The sequence below is a fragment of the Streptomyces sp. NPDC050548 genome (genome assembly GCF_044457385.1).
In the GTDB taxonomy this organism is placed as follows: domain Bacteria; phylum Actinomycetota; class Actinomycetes; order Streptomycetales; family Streptomycetaceae; genus Streptomyces.
The window spans coordinates 126,763-145,655 of sequence record NZ_JBITGV010000006.1 but is presented as its reverse complement, the minus strand read 5'-3'; the positions used below and the strand labels follow the sequence as shown (position 1 = coordinate 145,655).

Annotated in this window: 19 protein-coding genes; 5 read left to right on the top strand and 14 right to left on the bottom strand. The window is 70.7% G+C overall.

What is annotated here, in order from left to right; genetic code table 11:
- Positions 1-39 precede the first annotated feature (39 nt).
- A complete protein-coding gene (locus tag ACIBJH_RS18610; protein ID WP_399117915.1) occupies positions 40-972 on the bottom strand; it encodes an NADP-dependent oxidoreductase in 933 nt (310 codons plus the stop codon).
- A 221-nt stretch (positions 973-1,193) separates the two neighbouring features.
- Here ACIBJH_RS18610 and ACIBJH_RS18605 point away from each other — a divergent pair, with 221 nt between their 5' ends.
- Positions 1,194-1,892 (top strand): SDR family NAD(P)-dependent oxidoreductase, encoded by a 699-nt coding sequence (locus tag ACIBJH_RS18605; protein ID WP_399117914.1) that lies wholly within the window; start codon positions 1,194-1,196, stop codon positions 1,890-1,892.
- Positions 1,893-1,991: 99 nt separating this feature from the next.
- On the opposite strand, the gene ACIBJH_RS18600 is transcribed toward ACIBJH_RS18605, so the two are convergent.
- Complete coding sequence (locus ACIBJH_RS18600; protein WP_200715496.1) at positions 1,992-2,744, bottom strand: MBL fold metallo-hydrolase; 753 nt, start codon at positions 2,742-2,744, stop codon at positions 1,992-1,994.
- 212 nt (positions 2,745-2,956) lie between these two features.
- Here ACIBJH_RS18600 and ACIBJH_RS18595 point away from each other — a divergent pair, with 212 nt between their 5' ends.
- Complete coding sequence (locus tag ACIBJH_RS18595) at positions 2,957-3,382, top strand: type II toxin-antitoxin system PemK/MazF family toxin (protein WP_399117913.1); 426 nt, start codon at positions 2,957-2,959, stop codon at positions 3,380-3,382.
- A 600-nt stretch (positions 3,383-3,982) separates the two neighbouring features.
- Here ACIBJH_RS18595 and ACIBJH_RS18590 read toward each other — a convergent pair.
- From ACIBJH_RS18590 to clpS, 8 genes are all read right to left on the bottom strand, one after another.
- Positions 3,983-4,933 carry a PLP-dependent cysteine synthase family protein gene (locus ACIBJH_RS18590; protein WP_399117912.1) on the bottom strand — a complete coding sequence of 317 codons (951 nt, stop codon included), beginning with the start codon at positions 4,931-4,933 and terminating at the stop codon, positions 3,983-3,985.
- Positions 4,934-4,939: 6 nt separating this feature from the next.
- Positions 4,940-5,218 (bottom strand): MoaD/ThiS family protein, encoded by a 279-nt coding sequence (locus tag ACIBJH_RS18585; protein WP_019065920.1) that lies wholly within the window; start codon positions 5,216-5,218, stop codon positions 4,940-4,942.
- A 102-nt stretch (positions 5,219-5,320) separates the two neighbouring features.
- A complete protein-coding gene (locus ACIBJH_RS18580) occupies positions 5,321-5,416 on the bottom strand; it encodes a putative leader peptide (protein WP_374192797.1) in 96 nt (31 codons plus the stop codon).
- 88 nt (positions 5,417-5,504) lie between these two features.
- Positions 5,505-6,548, bottom strand: a complete 1,044-nt coding sequence (locus tag ACIBJH_RS18575) for a LacI family DNA-binding transcriptional regulator (RefSeq protein ID WP_399117911.1) — start codon at positions 6,546-6,548, stop codon at positions 5,505-5,507.
- Between the two features lie 47 nt (positions 6,549-6,595).
- Positions 6,596-7,024 (bottom strand): Mov34/MPN/PAD-1 family protein, encoded by a 429-nt coding sequence (locus tag ACIBJH_RS18570; RefSeq protein WP_399117910.1) that lies wholly within the window; start codon positions 7,022-7,024, stop codon positions 6,596-6,598.
- A gap of 76 nt (positions 7,025-7,100) precedes the next feature.
- Positions 7,101-8,525 (bottom strand): amino acid permease, encoded by a 1,425-nt coding sequence (locus tag ACIBJH_RS18565; protein WP_399117909.1) that lies wholly within the window; start codon positions 8,523-8,525, stop codon positions 7,101-7,103.
- A 540-nt stretch (positions 8,526-9,065) separates the two neighbouring features.
- Positions 9,066-9,671, bottom strand: a complete 606-nt coding sequence (locus ACIBJH_RS18560; protein WP_399117908.1) for a DUF2017 domain-containing protein — start codon at positions 9,669-9,671, stop codon at positions 9,066-9,068.
- A gap of 12 nt (positions 9,672-9,683) precedes the next feature.
- A complete protein-coding gene (gene clpS / locus ACIBJH_RS18555) occupies positions 9,684-10,001 on the bottom strand; it encodes an ATP-dependent Clp protease adapter ClpS (protein WP_043679478.1) in 318 nt (105 codons plus the stop codon).
- A gap of 160 nt (positions 10,002-10,161) precedes the next feature.
- Between clpS and ACIBJH_RS18550 the strand changes: the two genes are divergently transcribed.
- Positions 10,162-11,508, top strand: coding sequence for a nicotinate phosphoribosyltransferase (locus tag ACIBJH_RS18550; RefSeq protein ID WP_399117907.1), 1,347 nt, complete (start codon positions 10,162-10,164; stop codon positions 11,506-11,508).
- Between the two features lie 129 nt (positions 11,509-11,637).
- Positions 11,638-12,222, top strand: a complete 585-nt coding sequence (locus ACIBJH_RS18545; RefSeq protein WP_019065926.1) for an isochorismatase family protein — start codon at positions 11,638-11,640, stop codon at positions 12,220-12,222.
- A gap of 141 nt (positions 12,223-12,363) precedes the next feature.
- On the opposite strand, the gene ACIBJH_RS18540 is transcribed toward ACIBJH_RS18545, so the two are convergent.
- Together ACIBJH_RS18540 and ACIBJH_RS18535 are read right to left on the bottom strand one after the other, a co-directional pair.
- Positions 12,364-12,711: a hypothetical protein gene (locus ACIBJH_RS18540; RefSeq protein WP_399117906.1), complete on the bottom strand. Its 348-nt coding sequence runs from the start codon at positions 12,709-12,711 to the stop codon at positions 12,364-12,366.
- A 147-nt stretch (positions 12,712-12,858) separates the two neighbouring features.
- Complete coding sequence (locus ACIBJH_RS18535) at positions 12,859-15,201, bottom strand: immune inhibitor A domain-containing protein (protein ID WP_399117905.1); 2,343 nt, start codon at positions 15,199-15,201, stop codon at positions 12,859-12,861.
- A gap of 435 nt (positions 15,202-15,636) precedes the next feature.
- Between ACIBJH_RS18535 and ACIBJH_RS18530 the strand changes: the two genes are divergently transcribed.
- Positions 15,637-15,966 carry a hypothetical protein gene (locus tag ACIBJH_RS18530; protein WP_399117904.1) on the top strand — a complete coding sequence of 110 codons (330 nt, stop codon included), beginning with the start codon at positions 15,637-15,639 and terminating at the stop codon, positions 15,964-15,966.
- Positions 15,967-16,089: 123 nt separating this feature from the next.
- Here ACIBJH_RS18530 and ACIBJH_RS18525 read toward each other — a convergent pair whose 3' ends face one another.
- Positions 16,090-16,728, bottom strand: coding sequence for an RDD family protein (locus ACIBJH_RS18525; protein ID WP_399117903.1), 639 nt, complete (start codon positions 16,726-16,728; stop codon positions 16,090-16,092).
- An 89-nt stretch (positions 16,729-16,817) separates the two neighbouring features.
- Positions 16,818-18,833 carry an RDD family protein gene (locus ACIBJH_RS18520; RefSeq protein ID WP_399117902.1) on the bottom strand — a complete coding sequence of 672 codons (2,016 nt, stop codon included), beginning with the start codon at positions 18,831-18,833 and terminating at the stop codon, positions 16,818-16,820.
- Positions 18,834-18,893: the final 60 nt, after the last annotated feature.

Sequence of the window (18,893 nt, the reverse complement as noted above, 5' to 3'; positions counted from 1 at the left end):
CCACTCCGGGCCGGGCATCGTCGTAAGTCGCCCGCCCACTCACACCGTGAGGACGATCTTCCCGCGCACCGACCTCTCCTCGCTCTTCCGGTGCGCCTCCGCCGCCTCGGTCAGCGGCAGGGTCAGGCCGACGCGGGCCTTCTTCTTCCCGTCGGCGAGGTCGGCGAGGATCTGGGCGAGCAGCACGCCGTCGGACTGCGCGCTGACCCGGCGTACGTCGACACCGCGCTCCGCCTCGGGGGCGGGCACGACCGCGATGACGACGAAGACACCGCCGTCGCGCACCGCGTGGATCAGGTCGCCGCCGATACCGGCGGGGTCCACGACGAGGTCGACGCCGCCGGGCACCGACTTCCGTACCGCGGCGGCGAGTTCACCGGCGTCGCCCGCCCGGCCGAGGACGATGTCGGCGCCGAGGCCCTCGACGTACTTCTCGTCACCGTTCGACGCGACGGCGACGACCTTGGCGCCGCGGCCGGCCGCGTGCTGGACCGCCCACATCCCGATGGCGCCGCTCGCCCCGGTGACCAGGACGGTCTGCCCGGCTTCGAGTCCGCCCAGGTCGAGGGACTGCCAGGCGGTCTCGGCGGTGATCGGAACGGCCGCGGCGGTGATGTCGTCGACGCCGTCCGGGATCTCCGCGAGATGGGCGGGGTCGATGGAGACGACCTCCGCGTAGGTGCCCTCCTGGTTCACGAACCAGGGCGCGAGCCCGGCGACCCGGGTGCCGGGGGCGAACGGCCCGTCGCCGTCGACGACCGTGCCCGCGAGGTCCGCGCCGAGGATGAACGGCGGTGCCAGGTCGGGCAGCACCTGGCGCAGCCAGCCGGCGCGGGCCGCGAGGTCGGCCGGGTTCACGGAGGTCCCCGTCACCCGGACCCGGACCCGTCCGGCGCGCGGCTCGGGTTCGGGGATGTCGGTCACGGTGAGCACCTCGGGACCACCGAAGTCGTACTGCTGAATCGCTTTCATCACAGTCTCTTTCCTGGTGTGGGTCAGGCGCACGAGGCTTGTAATTGCTTGCGTGAGCAACAGTAGGCTTGTTTAGTTGCCCAGGCAAGCAGTTCGGCTCACGGAGGCGTGCGTGCCGCAGCATCGACTTGCCGTGCAGCCGTCGACCGGCGCACAATTTGCTTGCCCGAGCAATGAGTAACCTTCAACACCTCGACGCTCTGACGCAGGAGATGAGAACCATGGCTGATGTCCCGACGGCACGGGTCGCGGTGGTGACCGGCGGAGCCGGCGCGATCGGCGGTGCGATCGCCCGTGAACTCGCCCGGCTCGGACACCGGGTCGTCGTCCTGGACCGGACCGGTGACGTCGTGTGCGATCTCGCCTCGGAGGCGGACGTACGGCGGGCCGCCGCCGAGATCCTGGAGCGGTACGGCCGGGTCGACGTGCTCGTGCACTCGGCCGCCGCGGCCGATCCGCTGGAGTGGGAGACCGCCGGCCTCGCCGACTGGCGGCGGATCCAGGCCGTCAACGTCGAGTCGGTCCTGCTGCTGGCCCAGGCCTTCGTACCCGGGATGCGGGAGCGCGGATTCGGCCGGATCGTGCTCATCACCTCCGACACCGTGTGGCGGCCGCCGACCCCCGACCTGCTCGGCTACATCACCAGCAAGGGGGCGCTCACCGCGTTCGGGCGCACCCTGGCCGCCGCGCTCGGCAAGGACGGGATCGCCGTGACGTCCGTCGCCCCCGGGCTCACCCGCACCCCGGCGACCGCCTACCAGCCGGACGAGGCCTTCGAAGCGGCCCTGGCCACCCAGGCACTCCCCCGCCCCCTCGTCCCCGACGACGTCGCCGCGACCGTGGGCTTCCTGGCGGGCGACGCCGCCGAGGCGCTGACCGGCCAGGTCCTGACGGTGGACGGCGGCAGCCTGCTGCGCTGAGCGGAACGAGGGCCCGGGCATCGGGCCGCGGGGCGGAATGCCGAAGGCCCCCGGCAGCCGGGAGAAGGGCGGGCTGCGGGGGCCTTCACGGACGCGCGGTCAGATGTCGTACGACGCCCTCGGCGCCGCCAGTTCCACCGGGCCGGCGAAGACCTCGCGGGCGTCGGCCAGGTTGGCCTGGGGGTCGGTCCACGGGGGGATGTGGGTCAGGACCAGGCGCCGGGCTCCCGCCCTGGTCGCCGTCTCGCCCGCCTCGCGGCCGTTGAGGTGGAGGTCGGGGATGTTCTCCTTGCCGTGGGTGAACGCGGCCTCGCACAGGAACAGGTCGGTGTCCCGGGCGAGTTCGTCCAGGGACTCGCTGACGCCCGTGTCACCGGAGTAGGTGAGGGACCGGCCGCCGTGCTCGACGCGGATGGCGTAGGCCTCGACGGGGTGGCGGACCCGCTCGGTGTGCACGGTGAAGGGGCCGACGTCGAACGTGGAGGGCTTCACCGTGTGGAAGTCGAAGACCTCGCTCATCGAGGAGGCGGTGGGGGTGTCGGCGTAGGCCGTGGTGAGGCGGTGCTCGGTGCCCTCGGGGCCGTAGACCGGGATGGGGTCGCAACGGCCGCCGTCGTGGCGGTAGTAGCGCGCGACGAAGTACGCGCACATGTCGATGCAGTGGTCGGCGTGCAGATGGCTGAGGAAGATCGCGTCGAGGTCGTAGAGACCGCAGTGGCGCTGCAGCTCGCCAAGGGCGCCGTTGCCCATGTCGAGGAGCAGCCGGAAGCCGTCGGCCTCTACGAGGTAGCTCGAACAGGCCGATTCCGCGGACGGGAACGACCCCGAGCAGCCGACGACGGTGAGCTTCATAAAGCAGAAACCTCCGCTGGCGGTAACTTCTGGAGTTGGGGGACGGGGGTCGTGCGGTCCGTCGAGCGTAAGGCGCAAAAGGGCCGGTCGCTCCTCCGCCAAGGGCTGTTGTGGGGGAACTCACCTGTGGTGTCACCGGTTCGGCTGGAACCGGGGCGTGTGGGGTGTGCGAGGGGCGCGCGGCGGGGATTGCGCGCCGGTAACGTCGTCCCATGGACAGGTTCTGGTGGCTCGCGCTCGCGGCGGTGATGTTGCTGGCGCTGGTCGCCACGCTGGTCGACGGGTGGGGGCGCGGGCGCCGGCCGTCCCGGTCGGTGCGGGGGGACCGGCCGCGGCCCGCCGAGATCTGGTGGGCCAACGTCCCCTACGAGGATCAGCCGGGGGCGGCGAAGGACCGGCCGTGTCTGGTGCTCGCGGTGCGCGGGCGGACCGCGACGGTCGCGAAGATCACCAGCAAGTACCACGACGAGCGCGGCGGGGTGATCGCACTGCCCCCGGGCGCGGTGGGCGACGCGCAGGGGCGGGCGAGCTATCTGGAGACCGCCGAGCTGCGGTCCGTGCCGGTGGCCGATTTCCGGCGGCGGGTGGGGGTCGCGGACCCGGTCCTGTGGGACCAGGTTCGGCACCTCGCCCGGTAGCCACTGACGAGCGCAACGACCCCTGGATCCATGGCAATTGGGGCGGCGCCCAAGGAGTCGGACACCGGTTGCTCGACGACAAGGTACGCGGCGCCGTCGTCGGACCGGTGGCACCCCCGGGCAGGGGCGCTGGATCTCCCGTGACGCACCGCCCTCGGACGCCGACGAGTTCGAGCGCGAACTGTGGGACGCGACGCGACCGTTGCAGGTAGGCAACCCCGCCTTCTCCCCCGGCCGGAGCGAGGGCGAGTACTTGTGGGAGCTGCGGGCGCCGAACTCCTCGCACCTTGTGAAATCGACGGAGGCAAGGCTGCTCGACCAGGCCTGGGTGCGGGCCGGCCCGGCCGTGCCGCGACAGCTGCCCGTCGTCACCGGCAAGGGGGAAGCGGTGCTCCGGGGGGCGCGGGAGCGCTATGCGGAGCTGGATCCGGCCACGCGCCCGGCGACCGAGCCGTACGACCCGGGCCAGGTGCGGATGGCGGTCCGCTCTACGGCTTCGCGGTGCTCGACCGCGTCGACGACGCGAGGATCAAGGACGACTGGGCCCGCGAGACGGTCATCTCCCGGGGCCCCGGGGAGTGACCGCCCGGGGCGCTCGGATCAGGCCCAGAGTTGACCCTGGAGGGTCTTGATCGCTTCCTCCGTCGTCGCCGCCGTGTACACGCCCGTCGACAGGTACTTCCAGCCGCCGTCCGCGACCACGAACGCGATGTCTGCCGTCTCCCCCGCCGCTACGGCCTTCTTGCCCACGCCGATCGCCGCGTGCAGGGCCGCGCCGGTGGAGACGCCCGCGAAGATGCCCTCCTGCTGGAGGAGTTCGCGGGTGCGGGTGACCGCGTCGGCGGAGCCGACCGAGAAGCGGGTGGTGAGGACGGAGGCGTCGTACAGCTCGGGGACGAAGCCCTCGTCGAGGTTGCGGAGGCCGTAGACGAGGTCGTCGTAGCGCGGCTCCGCGGCGACGATCTTGACGTCCGGCTTGTGCTCGCGGAGGTAGCGGCCGACGCCCATGAGGGTGCCGGTCGTGCCCAGGCCCGCGACGAAGTGAGTGATGGAGGGGAGGTCGGTGAGGATCTCCGGGCCCGTCGTGGCGTAGTGGGCGCCCGCGTTGTCCGGGTTGCCGTACTGGTAGAGCATGACCCAGTCGGGGTGTTCCGCGGACAGTTCCTTCGCCACGCGTACGGCGGTGTTGGAGCCGCCGGCCGCGGGGCTGGGGATGATCTCGGCGCCCCACATGCCGAGCAGGTCACGGCGTTCCTGCGAGGTGTTCTCGGGCATCACGCAGACCATGCGGTAGCCCTTGAGCTTCGCCGCCATGGCCAGGGAGATGCCGGTGTTGCCGGAGGTCGGCTCCAGGATGGTGCAGCCGGGGGTGAGGCGGCCGTCCTTCTCCGCCTGTTCGATCATGTGCAGGGCCGGGCGGTCCTTGACCGAGCCGGTCGGGTTGCGGTCCTCCAGCTTGGCCCAGATGCGGACGTCGGTGGACGGCGAGAGCCGCGGCAGGCGCACCAGAGGGGTGTTGCCCACCGCGGCCAGCGGGGAGTCGTAACGCATCGACGATCAGGCCATGCCGCCGGCCACGGCCGGCAGGATCGTGACGCTGTCGCCGTCGGTCAGCTTGGTGTTGATGCCGTCGAGGAAGCGGACGTCCTCGTCGTTCAGATAGACGTTGACGAAGCGGCGCAGTTCGCCGCCGTCGACGATCCGGGCCTGGATGCCCGCGTGCCGGGTTTCGAGGTCGGCGAAGAGCGCGGCGAGGTTCTCACCGGCACCCTCGACGGCCTTCTCGCCGCCGGTGTAGGTGCGGAGGATGGTGGGGATGCGGACCTCGATGGCCATGGCAAGGGGCTCCTGTCGGAAGCGGAAGGGGTCTGGTCTCGGTGGGCGCGCGGCACGGGCATGAGCGCCCACGGCGCATGGCCGTACGGCGACTGCGCGGGGTCAACAGATGGCGCTGTCAAGCCTGCACAGGTCGACGTGCAGCCGCGCCACGAGCAGCGTGCCCGGCGCCTTGTCGCTCACGTCGAGAAGAACCATGGGCTCATCGTATCGATTCCCCGTCCGGGCTTCGGTATGTGATCTCACATTTCGGACGAAATTCGGTCGGGGGGTGAGACGGGGCAGCTCAGGCGGACTGCCGTACCACCAGCCGGGTGGGCACGATCGCCGACGGCAGGTCCTCGCCCGGGTGCGGTTCGGTGCGGTCGAACAGCAGCCGGGCCAGCAGCCGGCCCATCTCGGCGACGTCCTGGTGGACGGTGGTCAGCGGCGGATCGGTCGACTCGGAGATGGAGACGAGGTCGTCGAAGCCGACCACGGCCACGTCCTCGGGGACCCGGCGCCCGCGTTCGCGCAGGGTCTGGAGGGCGCCGGAGGCCATGAGGTCGGAGGCGACGAAGACGGCGTCCAGGTCGGGGTGGCGCTCCAGCAGCGCGGCCATCGCGTCGGCGCCGCCCTGCCGGGTGTAGTCGGCGCGTTCGACCAGGTGGGGCGCGGTGTCCGGGAGGACGTCCCGGTAGCCGGCGAGCCGTTCCGCGGCGGAGTTCTCCTGGTCGTAGGGGCCGGTGACGGTGGCGATGCGCTCGCGGCCCAGCGCCAGCAGGTGCCGGACGGCCTGGCGGGCGCCGCCGCGGTTGTCACCGTCGACGTAGGCCTGGCCGCGCACGGGGTCGCCGTCGCACAGGAGGGGACGGCCGCCGAAGACGGCGGGCAGGGCGAGCCGGTCGACCATCTCGGGCATCCGGTCGCCGGGGCGCAGCGAGAACAGGATCGCGCCGTCGACATGGCCGCCGCCGAGATAGTCGGCCACGCGCGCGTAGTCGTCGGGTTCGTCGACGAACAGCAGGACGGCCTGGGCGCCGTGCCGGGCGAGTTCGGAGCGGATGCCGCGCAGCAGACAGTCGAAGAACGGGTCGAGGAAGAGCCGGTCCTCGGGCTGGGCGGCGACGACCGCGACGGCGCCGGTGCGCCGGGTGACCAGCTGCCGGCCCGCCTGGTTGGGCACGTAGCCCAGCGCGGAGATCGCCTCCCGGACCCGGACCGCGACCTCCGGACTCACCTTGGGCTCACCGTTGACCACCCGCGACACCGTGGACTTGGAGACCCCCGACCAGCGGGCGACATCCTCCAGCGTGGGGCGCCGCGCGTTCGACCGCTGCGTCAACACCATCTCCGATACGGCGAGTTGGGCTGTTGCGTACGCGGTCAGTATGCCTCTCAGTACGCCTCGACGACCTTGACGTCCTCCTCCGTGATCTCGCCCTCCACGATCCGGTAGGAGCGGAACTGGAAGGGGCCGGCGTCGTCGGTGTCGGCGGTGGAGACGAGGACGTAGTGGGCGCCGGGCTCGTTGGCGTAGGAGAGGTCGGTGCGGGAGGGGTAGGCCTCGGTCGCGGTGTGGGAGTGGTAGATGATCACCGGCTCCTCGTCGCGGTCGTCCATCTCGCGGTAGAGCTTCAGCAGGTCCTGCGAGTCGAACTCGTAGAACGTGGGCGAGCGGGCCGCGTTCAGCATCGGGATGAACCGCTCGGGGCGGTCCGTGCCCGCCGGGCCCGCGACGACTCCGCACGCCTCGTCGGGGTGGTCCGCGCGCGCGTGGGAGACGATCTGGTCGAAGAGGGCCTGGGTGATGGTCAGGGTCGACATGGTCGTCAGGATAAGCAGAAGGGCGACCTTGTACCGAGTGGTGGTACGAGGCCGCCCATATGCCGGGACCGTCCGGTCAGCCGATCTTCTCGAACTGCGGCTCGCGGCGCTCGGTGACCTGCGGGTTGCGGACCTTGAGGGCGATCCAGCCGCCGATCAGGGCGAGGGTCCAGCCCGCCATGACGTAGAGGCAGACGCGGGAGTCGGGGTCGTAGGCGATCAGGCCCGTGACGAAGAGCAGGAACGCGATGGCGACGTACGAGAACTTCGCGCCGCCCGGGGCCGGGAAGGGCGAGGCCGGGAGGCGGCCCGCGTCGACCGCGCGGCGGTAGAGGACGTGGCTGATCAGGATCATCAGCCAGGTCCAGATGCCGGCGGCGGTGGCCACCGAGGTGACGTAGCCGAAGGCCTTCTCCGGGACGACGTAGTTGAGGACCACGCCGATGCCCATGAAGGCGACGGAGATCGTGATACCGGTCGCCGGGGTCTTGGACGCGGACAGCTTGCTGAAGACCTTCGGGGCCTCGCCGTTGTCGGCCAGGGTGCGGAGCATGCGGCCCGTGGAGTACATGCCCGAGTTGCAGGAGGACAGGGCGGCGGTGAGGACCACGAAGTTGACGATGCCCGCGCCCGCCGGGATGCCGATCTTCGCGAACGCCTCGACGAACGGGCTGACGCCCGGGGCGAATTCGGTCCACTTCACGACGCAGAGGATGACGGTGAGGGCGCCGACGTAGAAGAGGGCGATGCGCCACGGGAGGGTGTTGATCGCCTTGGGGAGGGTCTTCTCCGGGTTCTCGGACTCGCCCGCGGTGACGCCGACCAGCTCGACGGCGAGGTAGGCGAACATCACGCCCTGGAGGGTCATCAGGGAGGAGCCGATGCCCTTGGGGAAGAAGCCGTCGAACTGCCAGAGGTTGGCGACGGACGCGGTGTCGCCGGCGCTGCTGAAGCCGAAGGTGAGCACGCCGAGGCCGATCACGATCATGCCGATCAGGGCGGTGACCTTGACCATCGAGAACCAGAACTCGATCTCGCCGAAGAGCTTCACGGAGATCAGGTTGGCCACGAAGAGGATCACCAGGAAGGCGAGCGCGGTCACCCACTGGGAGACGGCGGGGAACCAGTAGTTGACGTAGATGGCGGCGGCCGTGAGTTCGGCCATGCCGGTGACCACCCACATCAGCCAGTACGTCCAGGCGGTGAAGTAGCCGAAGAACGGGCCGAGGAACTCGCGGGAGTACTCCGCGAAGGAGCCCGAGACCGGGCGGTACAGGAGCAGTTCACCCAGGGCCCGCATGATGAAGAAGATGATCACGCCGGCCAGGGCGTACATGAAGATGAGGCTGGGTCCGGCCTTGGCGATGTTCGCCCCGGCTCCCAGGAACAGCCCGACGCCGACGGCGCCGCCGATCGCGATCATCTGGACCTGACGGCTGCCGAGCCCGCGCTCGTACCCCTCCTCGGGGGTCTTGTCCGTCTCGACCTGAGCGGAGGTCATGTTGTGGTGCGCCTTTCTCCGAATCCCCCCATGGACTGGAGCTGCCCGGCCGAGATCCGTCGGCCGCATGGCGAACCCGGCGGGACATGGGTGGCGTCCGCCGGGCGGTCGTGAAGATTTATCACGGTCGCAATCGTGATCGACGGGGACACTTGTGGCACACACCACAGGAAGAAGCGGACAAAAAGGAGCGACGGCCAGCATTCCTGGCCGTCGCGGTGATGTGATCGTTATTTGGATTTGAGGGTCCGCTGAGCGAACGGAGCGCTTCGCTGGGAGTGGCGGGGTGGGGGTCGTCGGGTCGCTGCGGCGGCGTGGTGGCTGATCGCGCAGTCCCTCGCGCCCCTATGGGGCGCCGGCGAGCCGCGATCGTCTTCGCCGGGGCCGCTGAGCGAACGGATGCGGACGCGCGCGGACGGGGTGGCCGAAAGGGGCGGTGGGGGTCGTCGGGTCGCTGCGGCGCCATCGTGGCTGGTCGCGCCCACGCGGCGGAGCCGCATATCGATGGCGTCCCGCGCCCCTATGGGGCGCTGTAGCCGGTCAGCGGAGCAGGGTCGTGACCAAGGTTTCCTGGAGGCCGCCCAGCCACAGGTACGCCATGACCATCGGTTTGCGGGGGTCCTCGTCCGGGAGGCGGTAGAGGTCGTCGGTGTCGTCCTCGTCGATGATGTCGAGGCGTGAACCGATCGCCAGGCGGAGGTCGTTGAGGGAGCCGAGCCACTGGCGGGACTCGTCGGCGGTCAGTTTGAGGACCGCGCCGCCGTCGCCGCCGGGGGTGAGCGAGTCGAGGGTGCGGATCACCGCGAGGGCGTTCTCGCGCTTGCCGGCGCGGAGGTCGTTCTCGGTGAAGCGGCGGAACTCGGCGGAGTGCGCCATCCGTTCCTCCGCGTCCTGCGGGGAGTCGGGGGCCTGCTCCGGGTCGGTGTACGCGTCCGGGAACAGGCGCCGCAGCACGGGGTCGGAGGGCGGTTCGCTCGGGCCCTCGGCGAAGAGTTCGGCGAGGGGGTCGTCGGGGGCGTCCTCGCCCGGGCCCGGGCCGATCAGCTCCAGGAGCTGGACGGCCAGTGACCGGATGATGGAGATCTCGACGTCGTCGAGGGCGACGGCGGCACCGCCGCCGCGCAGCGGTTCGAAGTGTCCTGGCATCGGGCTGAGTCGCTACTTCCGGTCCTGCTGGAGGGTGGCCCACAGACCGTAGCCGTGCATGGCCTGCACGTCGCGTTCCATCTCCTCGCGGCTGCCGCTGGAGACGACCGCGCGGCCCTTGTGGTGGACGTCCATCATGAGTTTGGTGGCCTTGTCCTTGGAGTAGCCGAAGTACGTCTGGAAGACGTACGTCACGTAGCTCATGAGGTTGACCGGGTCGTTGTGCACGATCGTGACCCAGGGGACGTCCGGCTCGGGTACGGCGAAGACCTCCTCCGCCGACTCGGTGCGTTCGATCTCCAGGGGTGCGGGTGACGTCACAGCGCCCATGCTGCCACCAGAAGGGGGTGCCCGCACAAATGGACCCCATAAATCGTCAGAGTGACGAGATGGGAGTACCATCCGTTGCCATGCGGCACACACCGGGGGACAACCCCCGGACCCCCGGCGGACCTCGGGGGACCCGGAAAATCACGACCAGGAGAGTTCAGTGGACGTAGCGGACCTTGGGCTGCCGGTGGACGTTCCCTCGACGGCGCTCTTCACCGACCACTACGAGCTGACGATGCTGCAGGCCGCCCTCAAAGCGGGTACGGCCGACCGGCGTTCGGTCTTCGAGTGCTTCACCCGGAGGCTGCCCGAGGGCCGCCGCTACGGCGTCGTCGCGGGCACCGGACGCGTCCTGGACGCGGTGGAGAACTTCCGCTTCGACGCGGACGTCCTCGGCTTCCTGCGCGAGCGGAACGTCGTCAACGAGGAGACCCTCGAATGGCTCGCCTCCTACCGCTTCAGCGGTGACGTCTGGGGCTACCCGGAGGGCGAGGTCTACTTCCCCGGCTCGCCGATCATCCGCGTCGAGGGCTCCTTCGCCGAGTGCGTGCTGCTGGAGACCGTGATCCTCTCCATCCTCAACCACGACTCCGCGATCGCCGCAGCCGCCTCCCGCATGGCCTCCGCCGCCGGGGACCGCCCGCTGATCGAGATGGGCGCCCGCCGCACCCACGAACTAGCCGCCGTAGCCGCCTCCCGCGCCGCCTACGTCGGCGGTTTCGCCACCACGTCCGACCTCGCGGCCGGTTTCCGCTACGGCATCCCGACGGTCGGCACCTCGGCCCACGCCTTCACGCTGCTCCACGACAACGAACGCGACGCGTTCCAGGCCCAGGTGGACTCGCTCGGCCGCAACACCACCCTGCTCGTCGACACGTACGACGTCACCGAGGCGGTCCGTACGGCGGTCGAGGTCGCCGGGCCCGAACTGGGCGCCGTCCGCATCGACTCCGGCGACCTGCTGCTCGTCGCGCACCGGGTGCGGCAGCAGCTGGACGAGCTGGGCGCCGTCAACACGAAGATCATCGTGACCTCCGACCTCGACGAGTACGCCATCGCCTCACTGGCCGCGGCGCCCGTGGACGCGTACGGCGTCGGCACCCAGCTGGTGACCGGCTCCGGGCACCCGACCTGCTCCATGGTCTACAAGCTGGTCGCCCGCGCCGAGTCCGCCGACCCGAAGGCGCCGCTGGTACCGGTCGCGAAGAAGTCCAGCGGCGGCAAGACGTCCATCGGCGGGCGCAAGTGGGCCGCGCGGCGGCTGGACGGCGACGGGATCGCCGAGGCCGAGGTGATCGGCACGGGGCCGGTCCCCGCCGAACTGGCCGAACGGCAGCTGCTCGTCGAGCTGGTCAAGGGCGGCGAGGTCGTGGCCCGCGAACCGCTGGACGTCGTACGGGACCGGCATGCGGCGGCGCGGGCCAACCTGCCCCTGTCGGCGACCCAGCTGTCTCGCGGGGAAGCCGTCATTCCCACGGAGTACGTCCAACTGCGCTCGGGTAGTTAAGACCCGCCACTCAAGTTCCGCCACTTACGTCTCGCGAGTTAAGACCAGTACGAAAATCAGGAGTGCGCCCTCCCGCGGTGGCGCCGAAGTCTCTAGGCTCGAATCTCACTCTCCGCGAAGGACACCACCATGCGCCGCGCCTTGATCGTCGTTGACGTGCAGAACGACTTCTGCGAGGGGGGCAGTCTCGCGGTGGCCGGTGGTGCCGACGTGGCCGCCGCCGTGACCGAGCTGATCGGGCAGGCGCCCGCCGGCTACCGGCATGTCGTGGCCACCCGCGACCACCACATCGCACCCGGCGGCCACTTCGCCGACAACCCCGACTACGCCCACTCCTGGCCCGCGCACTGCGTCGCGGGCACGGAGGGGGTCGGGTTCCATCCGAACTTCGCGCCCGCGGTCGCCTCCGGCGCGATCGACGCCGTCTTCGACAAGGGGGCGTACGCGGCGGCGTACAGCGGGTTCGAGGGGCGGGACGAGAACGGGGTCGGGCTCGGGGACTGGTTGCGGGCGCGGGAGATCGACGAGGTGGATGTCGTCGGGATCGCTACCGACCACTGCGTGAAGGCGACCGCGTTGGACTCGGTGCGGGAGGGGTTTCGTACGCAGGTGTTGCTTGATCTGACGGCCGGGGTGGCGAAGGAGACCACCGACCGGGCGTTGGAGGAGCTTCGTGCGGCCGGCGTTGAGTTGACTGGGAAACCGGTCGTCTGAGTCGTTCTTCGGCTGCAAGCCGGTGGGGGCTGGTCGCGCAGTTCCCCGCGCCCCTAAACGTCGGACCAGCACAGTCGCTTTTAGGGGCGCGGGGAACTGCGCGCTCGGCCCCCACCGGGCCCGCAGCCAACGCACAACCCCTCACGCAGCCGCCGGAGGCCTCCGCAGCAGTGCCCTGATCGGGTGCCACAGCTCGTGCGGCAGCTCCGCGCCGGGGACCGCGACAGCGTTGTCAGGGGCCGTGCGCCATATCAGGCCGTCGGGGTGGTGCAGGACCGCGGTGATCTCGTCCGGGGTCGGTGGTTCCGCGTTGCCGCGCAGGTAGACCGCCCGCATGCCGAGGTTGCGGAGCCGGGTCAGGGCCCGGGCGCGGTTGCGGGCGTGGACGAGCACGCGTACGCAGCCGTCGCCCTGGGCGGTGGGTCTTGGCAGGTTCAACGCCACCACCACGCTGCCTGTGGGCAGCTTGCAGAAACCTCCTGCGGACAATGCGGTCACACCCCCGTGCGAGTCGGTGTCGATGTCGGTGTAGATGTCGGTGTCAATAAGACGGGCACAGGACGCACCTAAACACGTATCGGCGGCGACCCGCCAGGGGGTCGCCGCCGATACGCTTCTGACCTGCGGTTTTACCGACTACTTCGCCGAGGGGCCGACCTGGAGCGTGACCGTCGAGCCGTTCAGCGGCTCCTTGACGATCTTGATCCGGGTGTTGGTGTCAGTGATCTTGACACCGGCCGTCGGGTTCGACGTGTCGTAGTAGGTCGACTTGCCGTCGTCGAAGACGGGGACGCCCGGCTGCGACTTGATCTTGGTGGCGACGTCGGCCTTGTGCAGCGTGACCGAGTCCGTGCGGTACAGGCTGAACGGCGAGTCGTAGGCCTGGATGCGGTTGCGCATCAGCGTGCCGTCGGTCCACTTCAGCTGCGTCGGGTGGGAGTCGATCGGCAGGATCAGACCCTCACCGGCGTGCTCACTGGTGTTGTCGTCCGCCTGCGAGGTGTCCCACTTCCAGATCAACAGGCCGTTCTGGTAGGCGTAGTGCTCCACCCAGTCCGGACGGGTCGTCGAGAAGCCGAAGTTGTACGGGCCGACCTTCAACACCTTGTCGTACGACACGTATTGACGGTTCTCGGCGATGTAGTACTGCGCGTAGTCGTCCGTGAAGGACGAGCCGATGCGCGAGAAGCCCTTCGCCGTCCAGGCCGCGTCCGCGGACTCGGCGTTGTCGGAGAAGAGGGTGGCGCCGTCGGCGGTCACCGTGATCTCGTCGGCCGCGAAGCCCTTCTGGGCCACGCCGCTGTCCGTCTGGTAGCGGAAGCGCACGTCGATCTTCTGGCCCGCGTAGGCGTCCAGCGGGTACGTCAGCTTCTGGTACGCGGCGGCCGTGCCGGTGAGGGCGGGGTTGCCGCTGCCGTCACGCGGGATGGCGGAGCCGTCGGCCAGGGTGCCGTCGATCGGGGTCCAGGTCGCGCCGCCGTCCTTCGACACCTCGGTGTAGAGGTAGTCGTAGTCCTGCTCGGCGTCGTACCAGCCGTCCAGCGTGAGCGCGGCCGACGACTTGCCGGTCAAGTCCACTGTGCGGGAAAGGGTGTTGCTCAGGCTGTTGCCGCTGCCGCTCCACCACTGCGTGGTGCCCTGCGCCGGGGTGACCACCTCGGTGGTGACCGCCTTCTCGGGCAACTGCACCACCAGTGCCTGCGCGTTCTTGGTGTTGTACTCCGCGACGCCCAGCGTGTGCTTGGACTTGACGCCGGCCTTGGCCACGTCGTAGTCCAGCCAGCCCAGTTGGAGCTTGTCCCAGGCGTTCATGTCGCCGGGCAGGTCGCCGATGGCCTCCTTGCCCGTGCCGAGCCAGGAGCCGGACGACATCAGCGTCCAGAAGCCGGTGGAGTTCTCGCCGCCCGCGGTGTCGTACTCGTCGGGCAGGCCGAGGTCGTGGCCGTACTCGTGGGCGTAGACGCCGAGTCCGCCGTTCTCCGGCTGGATGGTGTAGTCGCCGACCCAGACGCCGGTGTCGCCGACCTGGGTGCCGCCGAGCTTGTTGGTGTCCGGCCCGGTGGAGCCGGCGTCGGTGCCGAAGGCGTACCAGCGGTGGGCCCAGATCGCGTCCTCGCCCTGCGCGCCGCCGCCGGCGGACTCGTCCTCGCCGGCGTGCACGATCTGGAAGTGGTCGATGTAGCCGTCGGGCTCGTTGAAGTTGCCGTCGCCGTCGTAGTCGTAGCGGTCCCACTGGTCGAACTGGGCCAGCTCCGTCTTGATCTCGGCGGCCGTGTCGCCGGCGGCCTCGCGCTGGGCGACCCAGGCGTTGACGCCGTCCTGCACCGCGTACCAGGCGCCGGTGGAGGCCTTGTTGGAGCCGTAACGGGCCTCGTTGTAGGGGACCTTGACCCAGTCGGTGACCTCGCCGTCGACCGAGTAGCGGCCCGAGGACTGCTTCTCGTAGTACTTCTTGAGCGACTCGGTGTTCTTGCCGGTGCCGAAGTACAGGTCCTGGAAGTGCGCCTGGTTGTAATCCGCCTGCCAGGCCGTGGAGTTGTCCTTCGTGCGGTCCGGCGCGGCTATCTGGTTGTGCAGCGGGCCCACGGTGCCGCCGTAGCGGGTGTCGACCTGGTCGCCGAACTCGACCAGGATCGTGAAGATCTTGTCGGTCTTCTCCCGGCTCAGTTCGACGTACTTGCTCTTGCCGCCCTTGCTCTTGAGCTGGACGACCTTCGAGCCGTTGCGGTCCTTGACGGACGCCTTGCCGGCTATGACCTCGTTGAGGGCCTCCTGGCGCTGGGCGTCCTGCGTCTTGCTCAGCGGGCCGTCGAGGTCGTGCTCCTTCTGCGCGACCGGCGCGGGGTCGTGCCGGTCCACGGCGGCGGACTCGGCCGAGGTGTTGGCCTCCGCCACGGCGAACGTCGAGAACGTGGCGGTGGCCGCCGCGAGGGCGACACCGATCGCGGCCGCTCTGAACGTCCAGGGTCTGCTGGTCACTTGATGTCCTCCCCTGCGTACCCGACCGCGCGGAAGGGGGGGTCCTGGAAGTCATGGAAGGTCCGCGCGCGGTGTACGCGTGATAGTCAAGTGACGTTATTTGACTAGAGGTTTACGAGAAAAGACAGACCTTGACTTGAGCAGGACAAGTGCACTATGCGAAGCCGGGGTCCGCTTTACGGACACGCACAGGCAACTTGTGCATCGCTCAACGGGCGCGTGCATCCGTCCACTTGGTGGACGGTATGACTCCGTGCGCCCCCCATGCTCCGGAGCTGTGTGTTAGGTCATGCTTACTGCACGTTCCGCTCGGGCATGCAGGCGAATAGAGTCGATTGGCGGATCGCCCGGAACCCGGCGGAAAGCCAGGCCGACATCCTTGTCGCACCCCCCTTTCACAGCTCCCCTCCATCGCCTAACGAGGACTCGATTGCCATGCCTCGTCCGACCGCCGCACAGCTCGCCTACGGTTCGTTCACCGTGATCTTCTCGACGCTCGCCATGCTGCTGCTGTCACAGACGAGTTCGGGTCTGGGGATCGCGGTCGTCGCCTTCGCGGCGCTCGCCCTCGGGCTGCTCGTCTCCCTGACGGTGCCACAGCCCAAGCCCCGTGCCACGGCCCCGGCCCCGGCCCGCACGGCGGCCACCACCGCGCCCGCCCCGGCGGTCGTTCCGCAGCGCAGGCGCGTGCCGGTGCGGCGGGAGACCGTGTCCGCCGCCGCCGTCTCGTCGGCGGAGCCGGTACGGGAGCGGAGCACTCCCTAGAACAAGCACAGCCCCAAGGGCAGGCACAAGCTCAAGCACAGGCTCAACCACGCGAATCGGCGGGTCCGTTGACGACGGACCCGCCGATCGCTTGTGTACGCCCGGGTGTTGTACCCGGCCGCCTCAACGCGTGCTGACCACCACGGTCTTGGCCGCCTTGTCGTGCAGGCCCTGCTTGTACGGCTTGTCGAAGAAGCTCCAACCGCCGCTGATCGCCGTCCAGATGCAGGCGCAGCAGAACGCGAACGGGATCCACAGCACCGCCGCGCGGATCAGGTTCGTCTGCACGGAGGGCGTCGACCCGTTGTCGAGGTTGGCCACCCGCAGGCCCAGCCACTTCTTGCCCAGCGTCTGGCCCGACTTGGCGAGCATCACGGTGTCGTAGCCCATGTACAGCACGGCCGCGGTGAGGGACTGTCCGAGCGACTTGGCGTACGACACGTGGTCGGAGTTGATTTTGTACTCGTGCACGCCGAAGGCCCAGGTGAGCAGCCAGACGACGATGCCGACGAGGATCATGTCGATGATCCGGGCGAGCGTGCGCCGGCCGCTGTCGGCGAGCGGGGGCATGCCGGCGAGGGGGTCGGTGGGGTAGGAGCCGCCGCCGTAGGGTGGCGGTTCGCTGCCGAAGGGCGGCGGCTGACCGCCGTACGACGGCGGGTCGTACGGTGAGCCCGATCCCTGGCCAGGAGGGGGCTGCTTCCTGAACGGGTCGTCTTCCGGCGGCTGCCCGCCGGAGCCCGGAGGCGGTTCGGTACTCATGGCCCGAGTCGACCGCGAACACCACGGCTCCGCATCCGGCGAGCGGCCGTCCGGGGTACGGATTCTGGTACCCCGGATGCCGTACCGCGCTATCCCGCTACGAACGTATGTGCGGCCTTGTCGTGCCAGCACTGGCGCCAGGGCCGGTCGAAGAGGCACCAGACGACGCCGACGATCCCGATGCCGAGCACACCCGGGACGCTGTAGACCAGCCAGCGGCGCAACGCCCCGCCGACGCCGGGCGGCTCGTGGCTCTCGATGCCGCGCACCTCAAGACCGCAGAGCTTCTTGCCGAGGGTGCGGCCCCACTTGGCGGTGGGCAGCGCCTCGTAGAGGACGCCGAAGAGGAGGAGTACGGCGAGGACGATGCCGAGGTAGGCGGACGTGGTGCCGTCCAGCAGCCAGACCGTCTCGGCGCGGCCGGAGAGCTTGGCCGCGTCGATCTTCTCGTTGATGTGGTCGACGGCCTTGGTGCCGAGCGGTACGGCCGCGGCCGCGGTGACCGCGCCGAGCACGAGGGTGTCGACGAGCCGGGCCACCAGCCGCTTGCCGAGCCCCGCGGGGCGGGCCGCCGCCTGCCGCCGGGCCGCCGCCTGGAACACGTCGTCCACGGGCGGCTTCCAGGGCGCCACGGGCCCGTCCTCGTCCCCCGCCAGCCGGTGCACCTGCTGCGCCCAGGAGGGCTGCCCACCACCGGCACCGGAGGCCATGGGCGTGCCTCCGGAGCCCGCCTGGGACTGCACCGGGCCGGACTGCTGGGGAACGCCGGGGGCGGCGGGCGCCTCGGTACCGGTGCCTGGCCGGCCGGCCTGGGCTTGAGCCTGGCCCTGGGCCGCGGGCGCCCCCGCAGCGGAGTCTGCCCAGCCCTCTTGCGCCTGGGATACGGGCGTTCCCGTGCCGGTGCCTGCCCGGCCGGCCTGGGCCGCGGCGGCACGCGCGGCGGCTGCCTTTCCGGCACCGAAGCCGGGGCCGGAGGGATCGGTGACCGGCGGATTTCCGCCCGGTCCCTGGCCCGCGGCGGGCGAACTGCCGCCGGGCCCCTGCCCACCGGTCGCGGGCGGATTTCCGCCGGGTCGCCGCCCATCGGAGGCGGGCGCCGCACCGAAACCGCCTGGGCCGGAACCGGTCCCGGCGGAGCCCCGGGCGCCGTAGTCCCCGTCGGCGGAGCCGGTCCCGACGGGCCCGTAGCCTCCGCCGGCCGAACCGGCCGGCCCCTGCGATCTGTAGCCTCCGGCGCCCGCATCAGAGCCACCTGATCCCTGCGGGCCGGAGCCCGCCGAGCCCTGTGCGCCGGACCCACCAGCTGCCGATCCGGAGCCGCCCGAACCCTGCGCACCGAACCCACCGGCACCCGGGCCGGCCCCCGCCGAACCCTGCGGGCCGTACCCCCCGGCGGCGGAGCCAGCAGAGCCCCGGGCACCGTCGTCCCCGGCCGAGGCGGAGCCCGGTGCGCCGAAGGCCCCCGCGCCCGAACCGGCCGAGCCCTGCGGGCCGAAACCGCCTGCCGCCGCGCCGGCTCCCGATCCGGAGCCGCCCGGCCTCTGTGCGCCGAACCCACCCGCCCCCGAGCCGGTCCCGGCGGAGCCCCGCGCGCCGAAGTCGCCCGGAGCCCCTGCCCCCGCCGACGCGCCGCCCGCGGCCCCCGTGCCCCCGCCCTGCGCCCCCGGCGCCCCGCCCTGTTGCGGGGTGCGCGGGCCCTGGCGGCGGAAAGTCGTCGTGCCCTCGTCGGGGAGGTCCGGGGCCGGGGTCTGGCGGTTGAAGACGAAGGTGCCGGGGGTGGACGGTTCGTCCGGTTGGGCGGGGACCCTCGGGTCCGGGGTGCCCCAGGAGACGTGGTGGTCCCGGGCGCCGCCGAAACCGCTCTGGTGGGCGCGGTCCGCGCCCCAGGCCGACGCCGGTTCGGGGTCCTCGTCGAAGAAGTGCGGGCCGGTCTCCTCGACGGACGGGCCCGCGCCGGGCGCCAGCCCGTCCGACGGCGCCGGGCGGCTGGTGCCGGGCACCCAGGCCGCGCCGTTCCAGTACCGGACGTATCCAGGAATGGACGGGTCCGGGTAGTACCCCTCGCGGGGCCTGTCGTCACCGGGTGCCGGGGTTGGGGCGCTCATGTCCGTCGTCCCGTATCTGCTCGGAGGTCAAATGGGGGTGTCCACATCTATCAGACCCGT